The organism is Marinobacter santoriniensis NKSG1 (assembly GCF_000347775.1).
Taxonomy (GTDB): domain Bacteria; phylum Pseudomonadota; class Gammaproteobacteria; order Pseudomonadales; family Oleiphilaceae; genus Marinobacter; species Marinobacter santoriniensis.
Window position 1 is genome coordinate 40,762 of the sequence record NZ_APAT01000024.1, and the last position, 23,576, is coordinate 64,337.

A 23,576-nucleotide genomic window follows, 5' to 3' on the forward strand; every position below is an offset into this window, starting at 1 on the left:
GAATGACAGGCCTCAAACGGTATTTGCCCATCCTCCAGTGGGCATCTGAGTATCGTCGTGACCAGGCCACCAGTGATCTGGTGGCCGCCATGATCGTTACCGTGATGCTCATTCCCCAGTCGCTGGCGTACGCCGTCCTTGCCGGTTTGCCGGCCCAGGTCGGACTCTACGCCAGTATCCTGCCGTTGGTGGCCTACACCATATTCGGTACCAGCCAGACGCTCTCCGTGGGACCCATGGCGGTCACTTCGCTGATGACCGCTGCCGCCCTGACGCCCATTGCCGACCCCGGCACGGCGACCTATCTCACCGGGGCGCTGATCCTGGCCCTGCTATCGGGGGTCATGCTGACCCTGATGGGGGTTTTCCGGCTGGGATTCCTGGCCAATTTTCTCAGCCATCCGGTGATTTCCGGCTTCATGACGGCGTCGGCGATCATCATCATTGCCAGTCAGCTCAAACACATACTGGGCGTTGAAGAGTACGGTCAGAACCTCCTGGTGATGGGCCGGTCTCTGCTCGACCATCTGGACAACACCAATCCGGAGTCGCTGGCAATTGGAATCGGCACGCTGGCGTTTCTCTGGCTGGCCCGCAGTCATCTGGAATCGTGGCTGGTTCGCTGGGGGCTGTCCCCGGCCTGGTCGAGGGTATTGTCGAAGACGGCGCCGCTGATCGCAGTCATCCTCAGCATTCTCGCCGGGTGGGGACTAAACCTGGATGCCGCAGGTGTCCGCCTGGTCGGTGACATCCCGTCCGGTCTGCCTTCCCTGGTTGTGCCCGACTTCGGCGGGCCGCTCTGGGGCGAGTTGGGGACGAGTGCGCTGCTCATCAGCATTGTCGGGTTTGTGGGCTCGGTATCGGCGGGACAGACATTGGCCGCCAAGCGCCGGCAGCGGATTGATCCGAACCAGGAGCTGATCGGGCTGGGCACGGCCAACCTGGCGAGTGGCCTGTCCGGTGGCATGCCGGTTACCGCCGGTCTCTCCCGGTCGGTGGTGAATTTCGATGCCGGGGCGAAAACCCAGGCGGCCGGTGCCTATGCCGCCGTTGGTATTGCGCTGGCCACCCTGTTTCTAACGCCGGCCATTGCCTGGCTGCCAAGGGCGACCCTGGCCAGTACGATCATCATTGCCGTGGTCACGCTGATTGACCTGAAAACCCTTCGGACCACCTGGCGCTACTCGAAATCGGATTTTGGCGCCATGTTGGCCACGATCTTGTTGACCCTGGTGCACAGTGTCGAGGCAGGCATCATTGCCGGCGTGGCTCTGTCGATAGGCCTTTTCCTGTATCGCACCAGCCGGCCTCATTGTGCCGTTGTCGGACGGGTGCCGGGAACGGAGCATTTTCGCAATGTTTTGCGGTATGACGTCGAGCTGTGCCCGAGAGTGACCTTTTTGCGGGTGGATGAGAGCCTTTATTTCGCCAATGCCCGTTTCCTGGAGGAAACGGTGCTGGATCTGGTCAACCGGGAATCGGAACTCCGTGACCTGGTTCTGATGTGCCCGGCGGTGAATCTCATTGATGCCTCGGCCCTGGAAAGCCTTGAGACCATCAATGAGCGCCTCCGGGATGCCGGCGTGCGCCTCCACCTGTCTGAAATAAAGGGGCCGGTGATGGATCGCCTGAAAGAGACCGAGTTGCTTGCTCATCTGGGAGGAACCGTGTTTCTCAGTACCTTTGACGCGTGGCAGACGCTGACCGGTCACCGTCAGGCCCTGGACAAAACCGCCTGAGCAGGACCTTTGGTAAAAGGTCCGGGTAACCCGTTATCATTGGGTTTCACGCACACGCACGGGACTCAGGAAGCCGACTGCCATGGGGATGACGGAAAACCTGCTCTCAACGGGCCAATGGCTGGTGACCGCTGTCCTGTTTCTGCTGGTGCTGGTCCAGGCGGCACGATCGGTCGACTGGCGGGGATTCAGCCGGGACAACGCGCTTCAGCACTCGTTCTTCGGCGCCGCCGTGGCCCTTGGCTTTCTGTGGCAGATGCGCGCGGGCATTTCCCCGGGGCTGGCCATCCATATCTTCGGAATGACCGTGATCACCCTGATGCTTGGCTGGGCGCTGGCGGTTTTCAGTGGCCTGCTTGCGCTGGTCATTACGGTGATTACCGGCCGGGAGCCGGCTACGATGTTTGCCGCCAACGGGCTGATTACCGTGATGGTTCCGGCCCTGGTGAGCCACGGAATCATGCTGTGGGAACGGCGCCGGAATTTCAGTAACTTTTTTGCCTACATTTTCTTCTGCGGTTTCTTCGGCGCCGGGCTGGCCGTCATGGCAGCGGGAACCGTCATGTGCCTGTTGCTCTGGACCAGCGGGGCCTACGAATTTGAGGATCTGGTCAACGAATACATCCGGTATCTGCCTCTGTTCATGCTGCCGGAGGGCTTTGTAAATGGCACCATCGTGACCGGACTGATGGTGTTTCACCCGGATCGGCTGACCACGCTGGATCAGAGCCGGTATCGGTAGTATCCCGTTTGGCTAATTCGCTGATCTACTGCAGGACACTATATCCCTTCTCCTCCGGCGACCACGGGCGACAGCAGGTCGTCCTCGCGGTTTTCACGTCTGGTCTCCCAGCGCTGGACCCAGGCGGGAAGGTCTGTTGCGGGCATGGGCCGGGCAATGCCATATCCCTGAACCAGGTTGCATCCCATATCCCGTAACAGCCGCGCGTGTTCCATGGTTTCCACGCCCTCGGCCAGTACCGGATGGGCAAATCGTTGTGCCAGGAAAATCACGCTCTCGACGATCGCCCGATCATTGGCGTCGTCCAGCATGTTCAGCACGAAGCTCTGATCAATTTTGATCACGTCCACCGGCAGGGTGCGCAGATAGGTCAGCGAGGAGAAACCGGTGCCGAAATCATCGAGGGCAATCTGCAGACCCAGTGAACGACAGCGGTTCAACACGTTACTGGCCCGGTTGGTGTCTTCCAGGGCGGCGGATTCCAGGACTTCCAGGGTCACCCTCGAGGGATTCAGTTCCCGATGGCTGTGAAGGTAGCTTTCCAGATAATCAACAAAGCTGCGGTCCATCAGGTGGCGGGCACTGATATTGATGCTCACCGCCAGGGATAACCCCTCTGCCTGCCAGGCGTTCATCTGGTGTATGGCTTCCTTGAGGACCCACTGACCCAGGGGGACTTCCAGGTGGCTATTATCCACGGCGGGCAGAAACTGCGCCGGGTTGAGCAATCCGTGGTCCGGATGCTGCCAGCGGATGAGGGCCTCGACCCCGACAATGGCGCCATTGTCCACCTGTATCTGGGGTTGGAAGTAGAGTTTGAACTCGTCGTTTTCCAGTGCCCGGGTGATTTCGGTCAGCTGATTGCGCCGTTGCCGCCGGTGTTCGTCGAGCCCCGGATCGAAGAAATGAAACTGGTTGCGACCTTTTTCCTTGGCGGAATACATGGCCTGGTCCGCGTGCCGGATCAGGCCTTCCGGGTCGGCGTTGTCGTCCGGATAGCGTGTGATGCCCAGGCTGGCTGTGAGAGTGACGTCCTTGCCACCGATCTCCATGACTTCGGAGACGGTCGACAGGATGCGCTGGTATACGTGCTCACTGGCATCACTCTGCAGCATCAGGATGAATTCATCCCCGCCGATACGGGCCACGGTATCACCGCTTCGGAGTGTTCGGGTGAGGCGTTCCGCGACGGTCCGCAGGGCCTGGTCGCCGGCGGCATGCCCCAGGCGTTCATTGATCGTCTTGAACCCGTCGATGTCCAGGTAACACACGGAAATGGCCCGTTGTTGCCGATCGGCGTGCTGGCTGGCGGTCCGCAGGCGGTCTTCAAGAAGTTGCCGGTTGGGCAACCCGGTCAGATCGTCGTAGTTCGCCGCGCGATCCAGTTCCCGGGCGTGGTTCTTCAGCGCGGTAATGTCTGAGAAGGCGGCGACATGGTAGTACTGCCCCGGCTCTTCCAGGTGCACGCGGCTGATCGACAGCAGTTCGACGTACTCCTCACCGTTCTTGCGGCGGTTCCAGATCTCACCGCGCCAGTGGTCGGTCTTTTCGATCGATTGGTACATGGAGCGGTAGTAGCCGGGAGAGTGGCGACCTGAGCTGAGAATGGCCGGATTGAGGCCGAGCACTTCTTCCCGGGCGTATCCCGTGATCCGCGAAAAGGCGGGGTTTACATCGAGAATCCGGTTGTTGCGGTCAGTAATGAGAATGGCCTCGTGACTCTTGTCGAAGACACTGGCGGCAATCCTCAGCCCGCGCTCGCTGTGCTTGCGATCCGAGATGTTGTTCTGGATGACGATGTAGCCCGGAGCGACGCCCTGTTTTTCGCCGACCGGCATGCAGAAGGTATGAACCCAGTAGGGTGTGCCGGACCGGGTGTAATGCAGGATGTCTTCTTCGAAGACGTCTCCAAGGTGCAGTTTCCGGTTGATCCGTGCGGCGGTATCGGGGTCGGTGTCGGGCCCGTAAAGAACATCCTTGGGCTGCTTGCCCCGGATGTCTGCGAGCAGGTGACCGGTGTGTTCCTCGAAACTGGGGTTTACCCAGTCGATGCAACCGGCTGCGTCCAGAATGAGCAAGAGGTTGGGCGTTGCAGCGGCGACCAGGGTGAGTCGCTTGGCATCAATACCCTCGGGAGATTTCAGCAGGTCCGTCGATTTCGGCATCTGATTTGCCTTTAGCCCTTTATCTGTTTAGTGGTAACTGCGGCCTCCGTCCGACTCCTCGCCTTGAGTCTAACAAAGTACGTGGGAATGCCTAGAACAGCCGTTGACGGTGGGGCTTGTGCGTAGTTTCCCTGTCCAGATACTGCAACGGGCGCGTTATCTGTCGCATGCTACACGAAGTGGCCTGTAATGCCATTGGCGTTTCGAAGGGTTTGTTTGATAAGAATCAAATTTGACTCAGTTACGCCATCGCGAGTGCTTCTGCAGTTTCCGCTGCAGGGTCCGGCGATGCATGTTCAGCGCCCGGGCGGTCGCGGAAATGTTGCCTTCGTGCTCGTTCAGTACCCGCTGGATGTGCTCCCATTCCATCTCTTCTACCGACGGTGGTTCTTCCCGGAGCCCGGGAGGTGCCTCCAGTGCCTCGAACCCTTTCAGCAGTTGGCTGACGGTGACCGGTTTGCACAGATAGTTGGTGGCGCCCCGTCGCATGGCCTCCACGGCGGTGGCGATACTGCCATAACCGGTCAGCACCAGGATCTGGAGCTCTGGACGGCGTTCCAGCAAACGGGGTAATAGCTGCAGCCCGCTTTCACCGGCCAGGTTCAGGTCCAGGACGCAATAGCGGATCCGGTGATCGGAGAGCGCCGTCAGTGCCATGGAACCGGAGGTCGTGGTCACCGACTCGATGTCCTGCCGGGCGAGAGAACGTTGCAGGATATGGAGGAAGGCTTCGTCGTCATCAATAAGAAGCCAGACGGCGGATTCGTTCATGAAGGCTCTCCCGAGGAGTTGGCAGGCGGCAAGTCGATGATCATGGTGGTGCCCTGTTGGTCGGACTGCGCTTTCAGCTCACCGCCCAGCCGCTGGATGGTGGCGTTGGACAGAAACAGCCCGACGCCCAGTCCCTGGCGGGATTCGACAATGTCCTCGCCGGGCGCGCCGTCGAGCGTCGTGCCGAGTCCGTCCCCACGATCCTCGACCACAAGCTCGACATGGCCATTGTCACCGTCTCTGGCGGTCACTCGCACCCATTCCGGGCTGGCGGTAAGGGCGTTGGCCAGCAGGTTCAGCACGGCCTGGTCCAGCGTCGCGTCAACGGCAATGGGAGTGTCCGGGAAGGTGGGTTGCCACTCGATGGGACCGGACGGCCACAGCAGGGTGGCCGATTCCCGAAGTCGCTTTATCCAGTCTCCGGCCGGCACGACCTGGCGCTGTGCAGCTTTGGCTTCGACTGCGGCATGGGTTAACTGCTGCAGATGCTGTCCGCATAGCTGGAGCTGCTGTTCCATGGTGTCCAGATCCTCCTCCAGAACCTTCGATGGTTCCGGTCGGGTGGCCTCTGAGCGGATCTCCTCAAGCAGGAGTGTCAGGGTGTTCAGCGGGGTGCCCAGGCGATGGGCGACAGCGGCGGCCGAAAGCCCCAGGGCAATGATCTGCTCGTCGCGGAGGCGATTTTCGCGGAATTGCGCCAGCTGGAACTGCTGCCGGCGCAGCCGGCGGGCCAGGGTGCCCACGATCAGAAGCAGAATCAGCGCGGTCAGGGCGAAGGTCGCCCACATCCCGACCAGGTGGAGCTGCGCCAGCTGGGTGGCGACGTGTTCGTGAGAGAGCGGGGTATGCCACACCACCAGAGCCGTGTAGCCGCCGATGCCGGCAAGGGTCACCAGCAAGCTCTGCAGCGATGGCACCAGGATGATGGCAACGGCAATCGGAAGGAGCAGCAAGGACACCAGTGGGTTGGTGTATCCGCCGGTCAGGAACAGCCAGAGCGCGATCAGGGCGATGTCCGCGATCAGCCCGCCACTGACCGCCAGGGAAGACGCGGGCGGTCGGCGGGTGAACCATATCCAGGCCAGCGTCGCCAGGACACCATAAAGCAGGCTCACCAGCAGGGCTTCAGCCCGATAGGTGAGATGGATGAAGGAATCCATGACCGCAATCGCGACCAGTTCGATCGCGATGATGGCCAGGCGCATGCCCAGCAGGTAACGAGCCGACTGCTGGTTGCCGGTTTGTGAGTGTGTGAGCCATTCCATGCTGGGATTCTAGCGGCGACCGTTGAGCGGGGGTACCCCTTTCGGGGTGCGGCATTCTGTCCCAAGCCGGCTGCAGGGGCAGTGTTTATCATGGCCCGCCTCTGATGCCTGTTTAAAATCCGTTGCCAAGGAATGTCTTTCCATGATTGTTAAACCCCTCGCACGCAGCATCGGACTGATTGTCTGCGGATGCGCTGCACTTCCGGTTTCCGCCCAGATGTCCGATAACGGCGAGATGATTATTCGCGTTACCGAAGGCCAGTCCGCAGAACTTGAGCGGTTGTCGGACGCCGCACTGGCATCAGAACCGGTGTCCCGACTGGATTCCGACCCGGCGGTTTCGCTGTCCCGGCTGGGCGGCCGGGGACTGGACCCGGTGGTGCGGGGGCAGGGACAGGAGCGCGTGGATGTGTTGCTGGACGGTATGCGGGTGGAGGGGGCGTGCCCCAATCGCATGGACCCGCCCACCAGTCGACTCAGCACAGCGCTACCCCAGATTCTGGACGTGCGCACCAGCAATCGCACCTTGCGGTGGGGGCCCATTGCGGGCGGTCAGGTCATTGCCACCACGGCGGACCCGGTGTTTGGCGATTCCGGCACCACCGGGCATCTGACCATCGGAGGTTCCGACAACGGCAATGGACGGCTGGTTAACGGCAGTGCCGCCGTGGGGAATGACGATGGCTTTGTTCGTCTTTCGGCCGGGTACGAGGAAGCGGACGACTACGAGGATGGCGACGGTGAAACCGTTCGCAGCGCGTTCAAGAATTCGGAAGGCCGGCTGGATGGCGCATGGCGCGCTGAAAACGGGTTCCATGTGAAAGCAATGATCAGTCGTCAGGAAGAGCGGGATGTGAAATACGCCTCCCTGATGGACGCCCCGAAAACGGACACCGATATGGCCCGGCTCGAACTTGGCGCACCGGTCGCCAACGGTGAATGGAATCTGATGACCTGGCGGGCGGATGTTGACCACACCATGGACAACTTCAGTCTGCGCGACGCCATGATGAAAATGCAGACCGACTCCGAAACCCGGACGCGGGGGGCGAGACTGACTCTGGACCAGGCCCTCGATACCACCAAAGACATCGCCCTGGGCGTGGATGTCGAGAGTAACGACTGGGATGCGACCATGTATAACGGCATGGCGCTGGACAACGTTGGCTCGCTCCTGTGGCCCGGGGTCGAGCGGGATCGGGTGGGTGTCTTCGCTGAAGGCTTCCACCGGATCCGTCCGGCGATTCAGCTGGGGGCCGGTGTCCGGTACGACCGGATTACCATGGATGCCACCCGTGCTGACGAGTCGTTCACCATGAAGCCCGGGATGATGGCGATGACGCCGGCGGGGGTCTACCAGTCAGTCTATGGCGTGTCCGATGCCGAGGCCACCGACGACAATGTCAGTGGTTTTGTCTCCGGTGAATGGCGCTTCTCGGCGATCCAGACGCTGGATGTGACGGCCAGTCGCAGCGTTCGATCGCCCGGCGTGAATGAACGCTACGTGGTGAAGGGTACTGCCTGGGTGGGGAACCCGGACCTCAAGACCGAAAAGCACCACAAGCTGGAGCTCGGACTTACCGGCCAGCAGGGCGAATGGCATTGGCGCCCGGCGGTCTGGATCGATGAAGTCGATGACTTTGTCCTACGGTACGAGCCGTCTCCCGATGTGATTCGCTACACCAATGTGGATGCCCGGCTGCTCGGCGTTGAAGGGCAACTGGGCTGGAGCGACGGTACCTGGAGCGTGGACGGCAAGCTTGCCACGGTTCGTGGCACGAACCAGAGCGATGGTCGGCCCCTGCCGCAGATTCCGCCCGTCCAGTACACCCAGACCATCGGTTGGCAGTACCACGGCAACAGCATTCAGGCGGAATGGCAGCTGGCCCGACGCCAGGACCGGATTGACCCGGAATCCGGACTGGATCCCGGCACCTCGCCCGGTTACGGGGTGGTCAATCTCTCCGGTCGTCACCCTCTGCTTGAGAATCTCACACTGAGCTGGGCGGCGGATAATCTGTTCGACAAGACCTGGGCGCCTCATGTCAGCCGTGAGGATGTCTTTACCGGCGACGCCTATCGGGTGAACGAGCCTGGTCGAACGTTCAAGGTAGCTCTGACTGCCCGTTGGTAATGGGCGGTATGGCGGTCGTCCGCTTCTCATAGCCGGCGGATGACATTCGGCCCTGCATGGAAAATGGGTTCATGCAGGGCTTTTTTTGTGGCAAGTCAAGGTGCCGGCATGCCTGTCTACTATGCTAGGAATGGACGGGCCGCCACGTTTAAGGCGATCGTTGCCGCTGTTATGATGTGGTTATTAGTAAATAATCAAAAGGAATCGGTTGCCCATGTTGACTGCATTGCGTTCCTGGCGCTGGCTTGCCGTACTGATACTGTGGATGCCCCTGAAGCTCTGGGCCCAGACGCCGGATCTGTCAGTGACGCCGGTTGCGCGGGTGACCTTCGATGAAAACGTCCGGCTGGATGGTGTGATCGAGGCCGTCCAGCAAAGTACGGTGTCGGCGCAAACCAGTGGCACGGTCCAGAAACTGCCTTTTGACGTGGACGATTCGGTCTCCGCAGGTCAACTGATTGTTCAGCTTGAGGACAGTGAGCAACAGGCGAGGCTGAATCAGGCCCAGGCGGGTCTGGATGAGGCGCAGGCAGCCCTGGTGGATGCCCGTCAGCGATTCAAGCGTATCGAAGCGGTGCACGAACGGGGGCTGGTCTCCCGGCAGGAATTCGATCAGGCCCGCAACAATCTCGCCGCTGCCGAGGCCCGGGTCGAGCGGGCCCGGGCCGGGGTTGATGAAGCGCAGAAACAGTTGGGCTATACCCGCATAGTCGCGCCGTACAGTGGCATCCTGACCGAACGCCATGTCCAGCTGGGTGAATCGGTTCGACCGGGCCAGCCGTTGCTCAGCGGACTCTCCCTGGAACAGCTGCGCGTGGTGGTGAGCCTGCCCCAGAAATACGCCGATCTGGCCCGTTCCCAGCGCCAGGCAACCGTAACCCTCGGCGACGGTCGCGTGCTGCAAACCGGGGAAATGACCTTCTACCCTTACGCCGATCCGGCCACCCACACGTTTCGCCTGCGCATGCGACTGACTGAACCCAACGGCTCTCTCTTTCCGGGCATGCTGGTCAACGTCCGGGTGCCTGTCGGTAGCCGCGAGTCGCTGATGGTTCCGGCGGAGAGCCTGGTCCGGCACGGTGAGCTTCGTGCGCTCTATGTGCTGGACGAACAGGGGCGGCCCCGGCTGCGCCAGGTTCGCGTCGGAGCCCGCCAGGGAGACCGTCTGGAGATCCTTTCCGGTGTCAGCGAGGGCGAAAAAGTAGTGACCGACCCGTCGGCCCTGGTGGGGAGCACCTGGCTTGATGAGCGTGCATCCGGGGAGGCGTTGCGGTGAAGGAAGATCGCACTCCGGTGGGGCCGTCGGGCACCATCGCCCGGGCGTTTCAGGACAGTCGACTAACGCCGCTCATGGCCATGCTGGCCATTGTCCTTGGGGTATTGGCGGTGATTGTGACCCCCAAGGAAGAAGAACCCCAGATTGACGTCACCATGGCGGACATCATGGTGGGCTTTCCCGGTGCTTCCACCCGGGAGGTGGAGAGCCTGATCGCCACGCCTGCCGAGCAGGTGATGAGCGAGATCAAGGGCGTCAAACACGTGTATTCGGTCTCCCGGCAGGGGCAGGCGGTGATCACGGTTCAGTTCAAGGTCGGGGTTCCCCGTCAGGAGGCCCTGGTCCGTCTTTATAATCAGGTTTTTTCCAACCAGGACTGGCTGCCGTCAAACCTCGGGGCCACGCAACCGGTGATCAAACCCAAGGGTATCGACGACGTGCCGGTGATGTCGCTGACGCTTTATGATCCGGCTCATGGCCATACCGGCGAGGAACTGACCCGGCTCGCCCATGCTCTGGAAGTGGCGCTCAAGCGGATTCCGGGTACCCGCGATGTTTACACGGTCGGAGGCATTCCGGATCGGGTGGATGTGCGTTTTGATCCGGCGCTGCTGGCCGGCTTCGGCCTGACCGTGAACGACCTCCAGCAGGCCCTGCAGTCTGCGAACACCAGCAGTCAGGAATCCCGGGTGACCCGGGACAATCTGTCGATCCCGGTACAGGTGGGCACCCTCCTGGAAACGGTCGAGGATGTGCGCCAGCTGGTGGTGGGCATGCACGACGGTGCCGCGGTGCGTCTGGAAGACGTCGCCGACGTGCGACGGGGTGGCACGGTGCCGGAGCAGAGTGTGATGGCCGGTTTCGGCCCGGGTGCCGAAGGCGATGGCTCACCAGGGGAAGTTTGGCCTGCGGTGACCCTGGCGATTGCGAAAAAACCGGGTGAGAACGCCATTGATATTACCTCTGCGATCCAGAAGCGCCTTGGGGAATTGCGAAACCGGCTTCTGCCGGACGGCGTTGAAGTCCTCGTTACACGGGATTACGGACAGACGGCCTCGAAAAAAGCGCAAAAGCTGATCTCCGATCTTGTGTCCGCCACCCTGGCGGTCATGCTGCTGGTACTGGCGGCCATGGGCTGGCGCCAGGCACTGATTGTTGGCGTTGCGGTGCTGGTCACGCTGTTGCTCACTCTGGTTTTCTCCTGGGCCTGGGGCTTTACGCTCAACCGGGTCTCCCTGTTCGCGCTGATTTTCTCCATTGGCATCCTGGTCGACGATGCCATCGTGGTAACAGAGAACATCAACCGGCGCATACAGAGTTCCCACAAGCCGGTGGCCAGTATCATTCCCATCGCCGTCGAAGAAGTGGGGACGCCCACGATCATGGCGAGCCTGACGATCATGGCTGCACTGATTCCGATGGCGTTTGTCACCGGGTTGATGGGGCCCTACATGAGTCCGATTCCGATCAACGCCTCGGCGGGCATGCTGATTTCGCTGATCGTGGCCTTTGTGGTGTCGCCCTGGCTGGCCTTCCGGCTGCTCCGGCACCGTAAGGGACAGACCGCCGGAGAAGGGGACGATGCGGCCAGTGCTGCCGAAGGTGTCAGTCCCATTTCCCTGAAGATTTTCCGGCGGTTGCTGTCCCCGTTTCTCGGAGACCATCCCTGGCGTCGGCGGCTGCTGGCACTCGGGGTCGTACTGCTGACGCTGGGGGCAGCCTCGCTGCCGGTGTTCCAGTCCGTGATCCTCAAGATGCTGCCGTTCGATAACAAGTCCGAGCTGCAGGTCGTTGTGGACATGCCGGAGCGAACGCCCATGGAGCAGACCCAGCGGGTGCTGACCGAGATGGGCCACTACCTGGAAAGCGTGGATGAAGTGGCCAACTGGCAGGCCTATGCCGGTACCGCCTCTCCGATCAATTTCAATGGCCTGGTGCGTCAGTATTACCTGCGGCAGGCGCCCTATCAGGGCGATCTCCAGGTCAACCTGGTAGACGAGGAACATCGGGACCGGCAGTCCCACGATATTGCCCAGTCCCTGCGCGCACCCCTGACCGCGATCGGTGATCGGTACGGTGCTGAGGTGAAGATCGTGGAAGTGCCGCCTGGACCACCGGTACTGTCTCCGGTGGTGGCAGAGGTCTATGCCAGTGACCCGGAACATCGTGCGGCCCTGGCTCGCCGGCTTGAACAGGATATGGGCAAGGTTGATGGGCTGGTGGATATCGATACCACCCTGGAAGCGCCAACCCGCCAGTGGGAGGTGGTGGTCGACCGGGATCGGGCCGCGCGACTGGGCGTGTCACAGGCTCAGGTTGTCGGCGCCCTGCAGACGACGCTCGGTGGCCGCGGTGTGAGTTTCCTCCACGATGATCAGGCCAAATATCCGGTGCCCATCCGGATCATCCTGGGCGAGGGAGAAAAGGCCCAGCCCGAGGCCCTGTTGTCGGTGAAGGTGCGCAGCCGCAGTGGCGAACTGGTTCCCCTGGCCAGCGTCGCGGATGTGCGCGAGGCGGACTGGATGGGAGCGGTCTACCACAAGGATCTGTTGCCGGTTACCTATGTCACCGCCGACATGACCGGAGCCGTGGATTCGCCGCTCTATGGCATGTTTGCCATGGTGGATCGGCTGGATTCCTGGTCGGATCCACCGCAACAGTACTTCATCAATCCGCCGACGTTGCCCAAAGGCGGTGCCCTGAAGTGGGACGGCGAGTGGCAGATTACCTACGATACCTTCCGGGACATGGGCGTGGCTTACAGTGTGGGTATCTTCATGATTTTTGTCCTGCTGGTGGCCCAGTTCCGGTCCTACCTGCTGCCTCTGGTGGTCATGGCGCCGATTCCCCTGACGCTGATCGGCATCATGCCCGGTCACGCGCTGCTCGGGCGGGAATTTACCGCCACCAGCATGATCGGGATGATCGCGCTGGCGGGCATCATCGTGCGCAATTCCATCCTCCTGGTGGTGTTCATACGGCAGTTGGTGGACGAAGGGGTCGAGCTTGGTGAGGCCGTGATACTCGCCGGTGCCGTCCGGATCAAGCCGATTGCCCTGACGGCGATCTCGGCGATGATCGGTGCCTATTTCATACTGAGCGACCCGATCTTCAGCGGCCTGGCGGTTTCCCTGGTGTTTGGTCTGGCCATGTCGACCCTGTTCACCATTATTGTGGTTCCGCTTCTCTACTACACGCTGGCAAGGTGCAAGTGGCTATAACGCCCGGTCTGGCCCGCCTTAACGGGTGGGCCAGTAGCGTTGCATTTCCACGTACAGGAAAGACGCGCTCCAGGTGATCAGGACCAGGCCGGTCAGGCCTTCGATGCCGGTGAGGTAGCGCAGCGGTCCGAGCGCTTCGATGTCGCCATAGCCCAGGGTAGTAAAGGTGGTAAACGAAAAGTAGACGCAGTCCAGGAGCGTGCCGCTGAAGTTGCCGATGAGCTGGCCCCAGCCATCGGCGTGGTGCATGTAAAAGTAGGCGGCGGCGAACAGCCAGACCTCCACCGCATGGGCGGCCAGGCAGCCGAGCACGGCGACGATCAGGCGAAACTGGTGGCGCAGGCGCATCTGGGCGAGAATGCCGCTCAGACGGATCAATACCTGATTGTGCAGCACCACAACGAGACACACGATGGCGATGTTCAGCAGGGTGACCAGAAGCAGATTGACGTGGTTTTCCATGAACATTGACTCCGCCGTGCGAACTTTGACCCATTCCTCACGAAAAGGGGATCTGAAACCCGCCCCTGATTGTATAGTAGATTCACACGCTTCGCGCCGTGTTCCGGATTCACACTGATTGGCTACTCACTGATGCTTAAACGTTTTTTACCGATTCTGATTCTTGCTGTCGGCATTGCCGGTTTTCTTGTTCTGAAAGCGACGCGGCCTGAACCGGCCGAAGTCAGCCCGACGGAGCGGAGCTGGCGGGTGGAGACCGAAACCGTCGAACCCGGGATGCATACCCCGGTCCTGCCGCTTTACGGCCAGATTGTCGCGCCGGACCAGGTGGATGTGTCCGCCACCCTGGCGGGGCGGATTGCTGAGCGCCCGGTGGCGGAAGGACAACGGGTCCGTAAAGGGGATCTCCTGCTGGCGCTGGACCAGGCGGACATCGAACCGGTGCTGGCCCAGGCGAAGGCCCAGGTTGCGGATCTGGAAGCCCAGCTCCGTTCGGAACAGGTGCGTTTCCGGAACGATCAGACAGCCCTGGACAGCGAAAAAGCCATTCTCGACAACGCCCAGAACCAGTTTGATCGGATCCAATCCCTGGTGAAACGGAATCTGGCTTCCCGGGAAAACCTGGAAGCGGCTACCGATGGCCTGGCCCGTGCCAAGCTGACCGTCAGCAGTCGGCAACGGGCCATCGAGGAGCACCCTTCCCGGCTGCACAGCCTGCAGGCCCGTCTGGACCAGGCAAAAGCCAATCTCGCCTCGGTCGAACGGGATGGCGATCGGGCCCGTGTGCGGGCACCGTTCGACGGCGTCGTCACCAACGTGCAGGTCTCCACCGGCGACCAGGTTGCCCGGAATGCGCCTTTGCTGTCGGTATACCCGCTGGACGGGCTGGAGTTGCGGGCCCGAGTGCCAGAGCGCTTTCAGACCGAACTTCTGAATGCGCTGGAGAAGGATGAATCACTGATGGCCGTCGCCCAGAAGTCCGGGCAGCGATTCCGCCTGGTCCGGTTCGCCGGATTGTCGGATCCGGCGGGTGCCGAAGCCATCCTGTCGCTTGAAGGCGACCCTGGCGGTTTTCGGCCCGGAGCGCTTGTGCCCGTGGTGCTGCAGCGACCGTCGCGGAACCGGAGTGTGGTGGTGCCGTTCAGTGCGTTGTACGGGGCCGATACCGTCTATCTGATGGACGATGACCACCGCATGCAACGGGCGGAGGTCGAACGGATCGGTGAAGTGCAGAACCCGGGCGGCGAACGCATGCTTCTGATCGCCGGTGATCAGCTGAAGAACGGTCAGCAATTGATTACGACCCATCTGCCCAATGCGATATCCGGTCTCAAGGTGGAAGTCGCCGCGCCGGCCGGGGAGTCAGGCCAATGAAGCGCAAGCAGGGCGTCATTGGATTTTTCGTCCATCACCGGGTTGCCGGCAATCTGGTGATGCTGGTCATGCTGTTGGGAGGCTTCCTGGCGCTGACGCGGATGAATATTCAGTTTTTTCCCACGTTTGCGCTGGATGTCGTCAGCGTTCGGGTGGTCTGGAGTGGCGCCTCGGCGGAGGATGTGGAACAGGGCATCACGGATCCGCTGGAACAGCGACTGCGCAGTGTTAACGGTCTGAAAAAAATGACCTCCACCTCGGCTCAGGGGGTCTCCTCGATTACCCTGGAATTTCATGAGGGCACCGACGCCATCCAGGCATTGGATGATGTGCGTCAGCAGGTGGCGGAGTTCAACAATCTTCCGGCGGAAGCGGAGGAACCCCAGGTCACCCGGATTGAGCGATACGAACCCGTGGCCCGCCTGCTGATTTACGGCGATGTGGACCGCAGCGAGCTCCGGGAACTGGCGTATCGGTACGAGGACGAGTTGCTGGACCGGGGCATTGACCGGGTCAATATCCGCGGATTGCCGGAGCAGCAGATCAGTATCGATGTGCCGGTGGAGCGTCTCGAGTCCCTGAATCTCTCACTGGAGCAGATTGCTGACCGGGTCGCCTCCATCTCCAGGGATCTGCCCGCCGGTCTCCTGGCCCAGCAGGACACCACCCGGGAATTGCGATCCGTGGAGCAACGCCGCAGTCCCCAGGCCTTCGAGACCATTCCGGTGCTCAGTGGTGACCGCATCCAGCTCCGTCTCGGCGACATCGCTACCATCCGGCAGGAATCCCGGGACAACCAGACCACCCTGGAGACCAACGGTCAGCCCGCGGTGGAACTCCAGCTCCAGCGGACCGAGAACGGCAACTCCCTGGACGCGGCCCAGGCCTTTTCAGAGTGGCTGAAAGACACCCGGCCGGTCCTGCCGCCGTCCGTCAAACTCAAAGTGTACGACGAGACCTGGCAGTTACTGAGTGATCGCATCTCGCTGCTGGTGACCAATGGTCTGGGTGGCCTGGTGCTGGTGGTGTGTCTGCTCTATCTGTTCCTGCCCGGGCGGGTGGCCTTCTGGGTGGCCGTCGGGATCCCCACCGCTTTTCTGGCGGCCATGGCCGTGCTGTGGCTGGTGGGCGGTTCGATCAATATGATTTCCCTGTTCGCACTGATCATGGCGCTGGGCGTCATCGTGGATGATGCCATTGTCGTCGGGGAGGATGCGGACGCCCACGCCCGCATGGGTGAGGCTTCCATGTATGCCTCCGAAGGCGCGGCCAAACGGATGGTCTGGCCGGTACTGGCATCGTCACTGACCACGGTGGCGGCGTTCATGCCCCTGCTGGTTGTCGGCGGCGTGATCGGCAATATCCTCGGGGACATCCCGATGGTGATGATCTGTGTGCTGGCGGCCTCGCTGCTGGAATGTTTTATCGTCCTGCCCGCTCACCTGCGGAATGCGTTTACGCCGGGCCGAAAAGCGTCTACCCGGGCAGACGGACAGCCGGCCAATCCGGTGGCGCGCCTTCGGAACCGGTTCGAGTCCGGCTTCGACCGGTTCCGGGATGGGCCGTTCCGGGGCTTCTCCCACTTCACGCTGAAGCACCGGGGTGCCACCGTAGCGGGTGCCCTGGCGTTGTCCATTGCGACGGTGGGTCTGCTGGCCGGTGGTCGTCTGGGTTTCAATTTCTTCCCGACGCCCGAACCCTCGGTGTTCTACGCCAACGTCAGCTTTGTCGCCGGCACCGACGACGGCACGGTTGACCGGTTTCTGTCGCGGATGGAACAGGCACTCAATGACACGGAAAAGGCCTTCGGCGGACACCTGATCCTGCACGCCGTCACCACCCAGGGCGCGACCCAGGGGGCGGAAGGAACCTCCCGCAATGGTGACGAACTCGGGTCGATGCTGGTGGAGCTGGTGCCCTCCGATCAGCGTTCCGTGCGCAATCCTGAATTCATCAAGGCCTGGCGGGATCGTCTCGACCTGCCGGCTGGAATCGACAATCTCACCATCTCCGAACGTCAGGCGGGTCCCCCGGGCCGTGACGTCAATGTCCGGTTGACCGGCAACGACGCCGAGACCCTCAAGAAAGCGGCCGGGGAGCTGGCCCAGGCGCTGGGTACGCTGCCCGGGGTACTGGACGTGGAAGACGACATGCCCTGGGGCAGGGAGCAGATGATCTATCAGGTCAGTGCCTACGGCAAAGCCCTGGGCCTGACCACCGCCGATCTCGGTCGACAGCTGCGGGCCGCGTTTGATGGCCGGGTTGCCCAGATATACCAGGACGGGCGGGACGAGATGGAAGTCCGGGTCCAGTTACCCAGGGACCAGCGCGAACGTTTGTCCACGCTGTCACGCATGACCATACGTGTCCCCGATGGCCGGTTCGTGCCACTGACCCAGGTGATGAACCTGGATCACAGCCAGGGCTTCCAAGCATTGCGACACGCCGACGGCAACCTGGCGGTGGAGGTCACCTCGGCCCTGAACACCCGGGTAGCCACCACAGACCAGACCCTCGAAAGCCTTCAGGCGGAGGCCTTGCCGGATATCGCCAGCCGTTATGGTGTCCGGTATTCGTTCGAGGGGCGTGCCGCCGACCAGAGAGAAACCATGGCGGACATGAAGACCGGTCTGTTCATCGGACTGGGGCTGATGTACGTAGTACTGGCGTGGGTGTTTGCTTCCTGGACACTGCCGTTGATTGTGATGGCCATCATCCCCTTCGCTCTCGTCGGGGCTTTGCTGGGCCACTGGATCATGGGGCTGCAGCTGACCATTCTGTCCCTGTTCGGCCTTTTCGGGCTGTCTGGGATCGTGGTGAACAATGCCATCATCCTGGTGAGTTTCTACGACCAGCAACGGCGCAAGGGGCTGGACATCACCGAAGCCCTGAACGAGGCCGCGGTACAGCGGGTCCGCGCAGTGCTGCTGACGTCTCTGACTACCATCGGGGGGCTGTTGCCGCTGATGTTCGAGACTTCGCTTCAGGCCCAGTTCCTGATACCCATGGCTACGTCCATTGCGTTTGGCCTGGGGCTGTCCACGGCACTGGTGCTGTTCGTGATCCCGGCGCTGCTGTCCTGGCTGGAGCAGTTCCGCGAATGGCGAGCGCAGAAGCGCGGCGAGCACGCCGAACCGATAGGCAGCCAATCCTGATCATGGGGAGGGTCGATGACACCGCCGGTACTGGAGACAAAGGGTCTGTCGAAGTCGTTCGTCAGCGGTACCGAACGGGTCGACGTCTTTTCCGGTCTGGATATCTCCCTGGCGCCGGGACAATCCCTCTCGCTGGTGGGGCGTTCGGGGTCTGGTAAGAGCACCCTTCTTAATATTGTCTGCGGGCTTGAGTCGGCGGATTGTGGCACCGTCAGCATTCTCGGCCAGCGCTTTGATACCGGGGACGCGGAGTCTCCACGGGCCCGGGAACGGCGCTGGGCCAGTCTCCGGCGTCAGCGTATTGGCGTGGTCTTCCAGGACGCCAACCTGATGCCGGCGCTGTCGTTGGCTGATAACGTCCGATTGCGGGCAAGACTGGCCGGCCGTTCGACCACTGACAGCCAGGACTGGCTGCAGCGCCTGGGCATCGGGGAACTGGCAAACCGTTATCCGGACCAGGTGTCAGGTGGTCAGCGCCAGCGGGCGGCCATGGCCATGGTCTTTGCCATGCAGCCGGACCTCATCCTCGCCGACGAACCCACTGGCAGCCTCGATCGTCACACCGCCGACGAAGTCGCCGACACGCTCTTCGCGTTACAGGCTGATGCCGGCGTCACCCTGGTCCTCGCGACTCACGACACGGAACTGGCCGGGCGATGTGAATCGATCCTCGACATGGCCCACCGGAATGACCCCGGCCCGGGAGGCTGATCTCCCGTGAATGCAGCCGCCGCCCTGTTCAGCCACTACCGTCGCCATCCCCTGCAACTGGTCGCCCTTGCCCTGATGATCCTGATCTCGACCATGCTCTGGTCAGGGATGAACCATCTGACCGATCAGGCCCGGTCGAGTCTGGGACGGGCTGAGCAGAGCCTGTCAGAAGGATCACAGGTGATCCGCGAGGATGGTGCGCCTGTGACCGTGGCAGACTTCGCCCGTCTGCGCCGGGCCGGACTCTGCGTCATGCCCTGGCTGGAGGTCCCGGATCCGGATGGCGTCGGGCGTCTGATCGGTATTGATCCGTTGGCCGCTGCCTGTTTCGCGTCCGGGGCAATGTCGGGCGAACAGCCGGCGCTGGATGGCGAGCCCTTCATCGACATGGCCCGGGCGGCCAGGCTTGCCGGGTCACCGGGTGACGAGGCCCCTCCTCTGGTTCTGCTGGCGGCAGACTCGGTCAGCGCCGATGGTTTGCCGACAGGCTATGCCCTGGCGTCATTCGCGCGGGGACCTGACACCGGTGAACTCGGGGCCAGCTTCCTGCTGAACCTGGATGCCCTCGGGGTGCTGGTTCTTTTGATAACGGCGTTATTGCTTCGGGCAGTCTACCAACTGAGCATCGTCCAGCGCAGGGACAGCTTTGCCCTGTTGCACCGGTTTGGCGTTCCCGGTAAGCGCATCAACGGCCTTCTGATGATTGAGGTGCTGGTGCTTGCCGGCGTGTGCGTGTTGCCCGGGGTATGGGCCGGTGCGCAACTGGCCCGGGCGCTCGGGGAGGGCTTCGGGCGCTCGCTCGAAGGGCTATTTGACGTAACTCTCTATGCCGATGGTAGCCAGTGGTGGCGATCGATTCTTGTCATGATGATCGTGGTCCTGATCGCCTGCCTGCCCGTTCGCACATTACCCCACTGGCTGAAACGGTCCCGTGGCGTCGGGTGGCTCGGTCTGGGCCTGCTCGCCATCGGAATGGTCTGGGTCGCATGGTCGCCGGGACTGGTCTGGACCTTCGTGGCAGTCGGACTCGTGTTTGTCGGTGCCGGTGTCCTGGTCCCCCGGCTGATGGCGGGCATCATGGCGACGCTGTCATCTCGCGTCGACGATCCTCTCGGGCGATGGCGCTATCGGGAGCTGGGCGTTATGGCAAGGCAGCTGGCATTGCCGGTGGTGGCGCTGCAGTTCACCCTCGCACTGGTGCTGGCGGTGCAGACGCTGGTAACGACCTTCGAGGCGACTTTCGAGCAATGGCTTGATCAGCGTCTGGCGGCTCACTGGTACGTGCAGGTGCCGGAAGGCCGGAGTGGCGACCGGGCGGCAGACTGGCTCGCCCAAAAGCTGGAGCCGGGCACGGCTGCCTGGCATCGGATCCGACGGGGAACCGTGATGGTCGACTCGGGCGCGGGCCCCTCGCACCGCGTCGATCTGTTGGCCGTGTCGCCGATCGGGCCCCTGATGGAAAAGTGGACGCTGCAATCGTCACTGGCGCATCCCTGGAAGCTCCTTGCGGATAACCAGGGGGTGCTGATCAACGAGCAGCTGGCATTGCGCTACGGAGTCGGGGTAGGGGATTCACTGGTGCTGACATTGAACGGCCGGGTGCAATCCCGGACGGTGCTGGGTGTCTATGCCGACTATGGGCGGCCGTCCGGAGAGGTGCTGGTGAACGGTGCCGATCTGCCCGCAGACTTTCAGCCCGAGTTCGAGAGTTTCTCGATTTCACCGGGAGGCCGGGGGGAAGCATGGCTGGTATCGGGGTTTGAGCGGATCTGGCAGGTGCCTGAGATCGAGATCCGCGAGAACAGTGACATTCGGGCCATGGCGACGCGGGTTTTCCGACAGACCTTCGTCCTGACCCGTGCCATGACGTTCCTGACCCTCACCCTGGCGGGCACGGCTCTGCTGATCATGGGATGGGTGTTCATCACCAGTCGCGCCTGGTACCTGCAACTGCTGGTTACCTGGGGTTTGTCCCGCCGCGAGGCGTTCGGGGAGCTGGTGCGGGTTTCCCTCGGGCTCACTACCACGGTATCCCTGCTTGCGTTGCCACTAGGCGTCTGGTTGACCTGGGTTCTGGTCCATCGGATCAACCCGCAGGCATTTGGCTGGTCCCTGCCGATGGCCGTGTATCCGGGCTTCTGGCTGGAACTGCTGGCGCTGAGTACGGTGATCGGTCTGGGCATCGCGGCGCTCATGGGGCGTCAGTTGCGTCCGGGAAGGATGGTTGCCTTGCCGGCGAACCAGAGTGGCGGAGGTGAACGTTGATCGCTCGAATTCTGATGATCGTTCTGATGCTGGCCATGGCCGGATGCTCGGATTCCGGAGACGATACTGGCTTTGCCGGGCTGGCGGAGTCGGTCACCTCGCCATCGGGCAATGGCGGATTCCTCCAGCCAGGGCCGGATATCGGGATATCCCTGCCGGAAGATTTCGGGCCTCATCCACGATACCGGGTCGAATGGTGGTACCTGACCGCGAATCTGGTCACGCCTTCGGGAGCGCCGCTGGGAGTCCAGTGGACCCAGTTCCGGCAGGGATTCCGGCCGCGCGACCCGGCGGCAGCCCCGGAGCCCGGGGCCTGGTCTCTGGATGCCGCCTGGATGGCCCACGCGGCCGTCAGCTGGCAAGGCCGGCACTGGTTCGCCGAGCGGCTGGCCCGTGCCGATACCGGCGCGGCCGGTGCCCGGGCAGACCCCCTGGATGTCTGGCTGGATGATTGGCAACTGAAGGCCCTGTCAGGCAAAACCTGGCAGCTTAACGTCCGGAGCCACAAGCCGGCTGCAGCATTTCGTTACGATCTGACCCTGACCCTCAGAGGGGAACCGGTGCTTCACGGTCAGAATGGCTTCAGTGCGAAATCGGCCAGTGGCGAAGGATCCATGTACTTCAGCCTGGTGGATATTGATATTCGCGGTACGGTCACCATCGGAGACGACACCATCCCGGTAACGGGGCAGGGCTGGTTTGACCGGGAGTGGAGCAGCCAGTTTCTGAAAAGTGGCCAGCAGGGCTGGGACTGGTTTGCCTTGCACCTGGATTCCGGGGACAAGCTGATGGCTTTTCGGCTCCGGGGATCGGAGCAGCCCTTCGTGTCGGGAACCTGGATACCGAAAGAGGGCAATCCGCAAGCGCTCGGCAACCAGGATCTGTCCCTGGCTATCGTCGACTCACGGGATGGGTATCCCGTTCGCTGGCGGATCCGCGTGCCGAGCCGGAATCTTGATCTTCAGGTTGCCGCGCCACCGGGCCGGTATGTAAACCCGGGGCGTTTTCCCTACTGGGAAAGCCCGGTGCAGGTAGAAGGAAGCCGCACCGGGGTTGGTTACATGGAACTGACGGGGTATTAATCCAGGGCGTTGGCGCCAATCCGGTGGATAGTCAGGTCGGCACCGTTGAATTCTTCCTCTTCGCTCAGGCGAAGACCGGAGATGGCCTTGATGGCCCCGTATACGACCAGTCCGCCGACAAAGGCAACCAGGACACCGGCAATCGATCCGATAAGCTGGGCTGCGAAGCTGACGCCGCCGAGTCCGCCCAGCGCGCTCTGGCCAAAGATGCCGCAGGCAATCGCGCCCCAGACGCCACAGACGCCGTGCAGGGGCCAGACACCGAGCACATCATCGAGACGCTCGATCTTGTCCTGGGCCCATTCGAACAGGTAGACGAAGAGGGCGCCGGCGACGCCACCGGTAATCAGTGCGCCAACGGGGTGCATGAGGTCCGATCCCGCGCACACGGCGACCAGACCGGCCAGGGGGCCGTTGTGGATAAAGCCCGGGTCTGCCCGACCGAGTAGCATGGAAACCAGGATGCCACCCACCATGGCCATCAGGCTGTTGACCGCCACCAGGCCGCTGATGCCGTCCAGTGTCTGGGCGGACATGACATTAAAGCCGAACCAGCCGACGGTCAGGATCCAGGCACCCAGGGCCAGGAACGGAATGTTGGACGGGGCGAAGGCGACGACCCTGCCATTGCGATAGCGCCCTTTCCGGGCACCCAGAAGCAGAACGGCCGCCAGGGCAATCCAGCCGCCGACGGCATGCACCACAACGGAGCCGGCAAAGTCATGGAAGGTTGCACCAAACTGGCTCTCCAGCCAGGCCTGGAAGCCGTAGTTGCCGTTCCAGATCAGGCCCTCGAAGAAGGGGTACACCAGGCCGACGATCAGACCGGAGGCGATCAGCATCGGGTAGAACCGGGCACGCTCGGCGATTCCGCCGGACACGATGGCGGGAATGGCGGCGGCAAAGGTCATCAGGAAGAAGAACTTCACGAGTTCGTAGCCGTTGTGGGCGGTCAGCTCTTCTGCGCCGGACAGGAAGGTGTTCCCGTAGGCAATGTAGTAGCCAACAAAGAAATACATGACGGTGGAAATACCGAAATCCGTCATGATTTTCACCAGGGCGTTGACCTGGTTCTTGTGGCGTACCGTGCCGACCTCGAGGAAGGCAAATCCGGCGTGCATGGCCAGTACCATGATGGCACCGATCAGAATGAACAGCGTGTTGGCGCTCTCCGTCAGGGTTTGTACTGCACTCGTGATGTCCACGGGTTAGGG

At 62.1% G+C, this 23,576-nt stretch carries 15 protein-coding genes; 10 read left to right on the top strand and 5 right to left on the bottom strand.

Annotated elements, in window-relative coordinates:
- Window positions 1-2 precede the first annotated feature (2 nt).
- Entirely contained in the window at window positions 3-1,739 is a 1,737-nt protein-coding gene (locus tag MSNKSG1_RS16160) for a SulP family inorganic anion transporter (protein WP_040887018.1), read from the top strand.
- A gap of 82 nt (window positions 1,740-1,821) precedes the next feature.
- Window positions 1,822-2,481, top strand: a complete 660-nt coding sequence (locus MSNKSG1_RS16165; protein WP_008940370.1) for an energy-coupling factor ABC transporter permease — start codon at window positions 1,822-1,824, stop codon at window positions 2,479-2,481.
- A gap of 38 nt (window positions 2,482-2,519) precedes the next feature.
- Here the strand turns inward: MSNKSG1_RS16165 and MSNKSG1_RS16170 are convergent, their stop codons facing one another.
- The 3 genes from MSNKSG1_RS16170 to MSNKSG1_RS16180 all read right to left on the bottom strand — a co-directional run bounded on the left by MSNKSG1_RS16170 (window position 2,520) and on the right by MSNKSG1_RS16180 (window position 6,682).
- Window positions 2,520-4,646, bottom strand: coding sequence for a sensor domain-containing protein (locus MSNKSG1_RS16170; protein WP_008940371.1), 2,127 nt, complete (start codon window positions 4,644-4,646; stop codon window positions 2,520-2,522).
- 237 nt (window positions 4,647-4,883) lie between these two features.
- Window positions 4,884-5,417, bottom strand: coding sequence for a response regulator transcription factor (locus tag MSNKSG1_RS16175; RefSeq protein ID WP_008940372.1), 534 nt, complete (start codon window positions 5,415-5,417; stop codon window positions 4,884-4,886).
- Window positions 5,414-6,682 carry a sensor histidine kinase gene (locus tag MSNKSG1_RS16180; RefSeq protein WP_008940373.1) on the bottom strand — a complete coding sequence of 423 codons (1,269 nt, stop codon included), beginning with the start codon at window positions 6,680-6,682 and terminating at the stop codon, window positions 5,414-5,416. The genes MSNKSG1_RS16175 and MSNKSG1_RS16180 overlap by 4 nt, the downstream gene beginning before the upstream one ends.
- 142 nt (window positions 6,683-6,824) lie before the next feature.
- On the opposite strand from MSNKSG1_RS16180, the gene MSNKSG1_RS16185 reads away from it, so the two are divergent.
- From MSNKSG1_RS16185 to MSNKSG1_RS16195, 3 genes are all read left to right on the top strand, one after another.
- Entirely contained in the window at window positions 6,825-8,816 is a 1,992-nt protein-coding gene (locus MSNKSG1_RS16185; protein ID WP_008940374.1) for a TonB-dependent receptor domain-containing protein, read from the top strand.
- Between the two features lie 214 nt (window positions 8,817-9,030).
- On the top strand, window positions 9,031-10,092 hold the full coding sequence (locus MSNKSG1_RS16190; RefSeq protein ID WP_008940375.1) for an efflux RND transporter periplasmic adaptor subunit: 1,062 nt from the start codon (window positions 9,031-9,033) through the stop codon (window positions 10,090-10,092).
- On the top strand, window positions 10,089-13,313 hold the full coding sequence (locus tag MSNKSG1_RS16195; RefSeq protein WP_008940376.1) for an efflux RND transporter permease subunit: 3,225 nt from the start codon (window positions 10,089-10,091) through the stop codon (window positions 13,311-13,313). Before MSNKSG1_RS16190 ends, MSNKSG1_RS16195 begins: the two co-directional genes overlap by 4 nt.
- A gap of 18 nt (window positions 13,314-13,331) precedes the next feature.
- On the opposite strand, the gene MSNKSG1_RS16200 is transcribed toward MSNKSG1_RS16195, so the two are convergent.
- Complete coding sequence (locus tag MSNKSG1_RS16200) at window positions 13,332-13,781, bottom strand: potassium channel family protein (RefSeq protein ID WP_008940377.1); 450 nt, start codon at window positions 13,779-13,781, stop codon at window positions 13,332-13,334.
- A gap of 126 nt (window positions 13,782-13,907) precedes the next feature.
- Here MSNKSG1_RS16200 and MSNKSG1_RS16205 point away from each other — a divergent pair, with 126 nt between their 5' ends.
- From MSNKSG1_RS16205 to MSNKSG1_RS16225, 5 genes are read left to right on the top strand one after another with little or no spacing between them, the layout of a single operon-like run.
- On the top strand, window positions 13,908-15,149 hold the full coding sequence (locus tag MSNKSG1_RS16205; protein WP_008940378.1) for an efflux RND transporter periplasmic adaptor subunit: 1,242 nt from the start codon (window positions 13,908-13,910) through the stop codon (window positions 15,147-15,149).
- Window positions 15,146-18,304 (top strand): efflux RND transporter permease subunit, encoded by a 3,159-nt coding sequence (locus MSNKSG1_RS16210; protein WP_008940379.1) that lies wholly within the window; start codon window positions 15,146-15,148, stop codon window positions 18,302-18,304. The genes MSNKSG1_RS16205 and MSNKSG1_RS16210 overlap by 4 nt, the downstream gene beginning before the upstream one ends.
- A 15-nt stretch (window positions 18,305-18,319) precedes the next feature.
- Window positions 18,320-19,015, top strand: a complete 696-nt coding sequence (locus MSNKSG1_RS16215; protein WP_008940380.1) for an ABC transporter ATP-binding protein — start codon at window positions 18,320-18,322, stop codon at window positions 19,013-19,015.
- Between the two features lie 6 nt (window positions 19,016-19,021).
- Complete coding sequence (locus tag MSNKSG1_RS16220; protein WP_008940381.1) at window positions 19,022-21,280, top strand: FtsX-like permease family protein; 2,259 nt, start codon at window positions 19,022-19,024, stop codon at window positions 21,278-21,280.
- A complete protein-coding gene (locus MSNKSG1_RS16225) occupies window positions 21,277-22,362 on the top strand; it encodes a lipocalin-like domain-containing protein (RefSeq protein ID WP_008940382.1) in 1,086 nt (361 codons plus the stop codon). Before MSNKSG1_RS16220 ends, MSNKSG1_RS16225 begins: the two co-directional genes overlap by 4 nt.
- On the opposite strand, the gene MSNKSG1_RS16230 is transcribed toward MSNKSG1_RS16225, so the two are convergent.
- Complete coding sequence (locus MSNKSG1_RS16230; protein ID WP_008940383.1) at window positions 22,359-23,567, bottom strand: ammonium transporter; 1,209 nt, start codon at window positions 23,565-23,567, stop codon at window positions 22,359-22,361. The genes MSNKSG1_RS16225 and MSNKSG1_RS16230 overlap by 4 nt on opposite strands.
- Between the last annotated feature and the right edge of the window lie 9 nt (window positions 23,568-23,576).

Excerpts from the sequence above, each read along its gene's own strand:
- MSNKSG1_RS16215 (WP_008940380.1), top strand. The coding sequence starts at position 18,320 with ATGACACCGCCGGTACTGGAGACAAAGGGTCTGTCGAAGTCGTTCGTC.
- MSNKSG1_RS16210 (WP_008940379.1), top strand. The coding sequence starts at position 15,146 with ATGAAGCGCAAGCAGGGCGTCATTGGATTTTTCGTCCATCACCGGGTT.
- MSNKSG1_RS16175 (WP_008940372.1), bottom strand. The coding sequence starts at position 5,417 with ATGAACGAATCCGCCGTCTGGCTTCTTATTGATGACGACGAAGCCTTC.
- MSNKSG1_RS16185 (WP_008940374.1), top strand. The coding sequence starts at position 6,825 with ATGATTGTTAAACCCCTCGCACGCAGCATCGGACTGATTGTCTGCGGA.
- MSNKSG1_RS16200 (WP_008940377.1), bottom strand. The coding sequence starts at position 13,781 with ATGTTCATGGAAAACCACGTCAATCTGCTTCTGGTCACCCTGCTGAAC.
- MSNKSG1_RS16190 (WP_008940375.1), top strand. The coding sequence starts at position 9,031 with ATGTTGACTGCATTGCGTTCCTGGCGCTGGCTTGCCGTACTGATACTG.
- MSNKSG1_RS16165 (WP_008940370.1), top strand. The coding sequence starts at position 1,822 with ATGGGGATGACGGAAAACCTGCTCTCAACGGGCCAATGGCTGGTGACC.
- MSNKSG1_RS16160 (WP_040887018.1), top strand. The coding sequence starts at position 3 with ATGACAGGCCTCAAACGGTATTTGCCCATCCTCCAGTGGGCATCTGAG.
- MSNKSG1_RS16180 (WP_008940373.1), bottom strand. The coding sequence starts at position 6,682 with ATGGAATGGCTCACACACTCACAAACCGGCAACCAGCAGTCGGCTCGT.
- MSNKSG1_RS16205 (WP_008940378.1), top strand. The coding sequence starts at position 13,908 with ATGCTTAAACGTTTTTTACCGATTCTGATTCTTGCTGTCGGCATTGCC.
- MSNKSG1_RS16170 (WP_008940371.1), bottom strand. The coding sequence starts at position 4,646 with ATGCCGAAATCGACGGACCTGCTGAAATCTCCCGAGGGTATTGATGCC.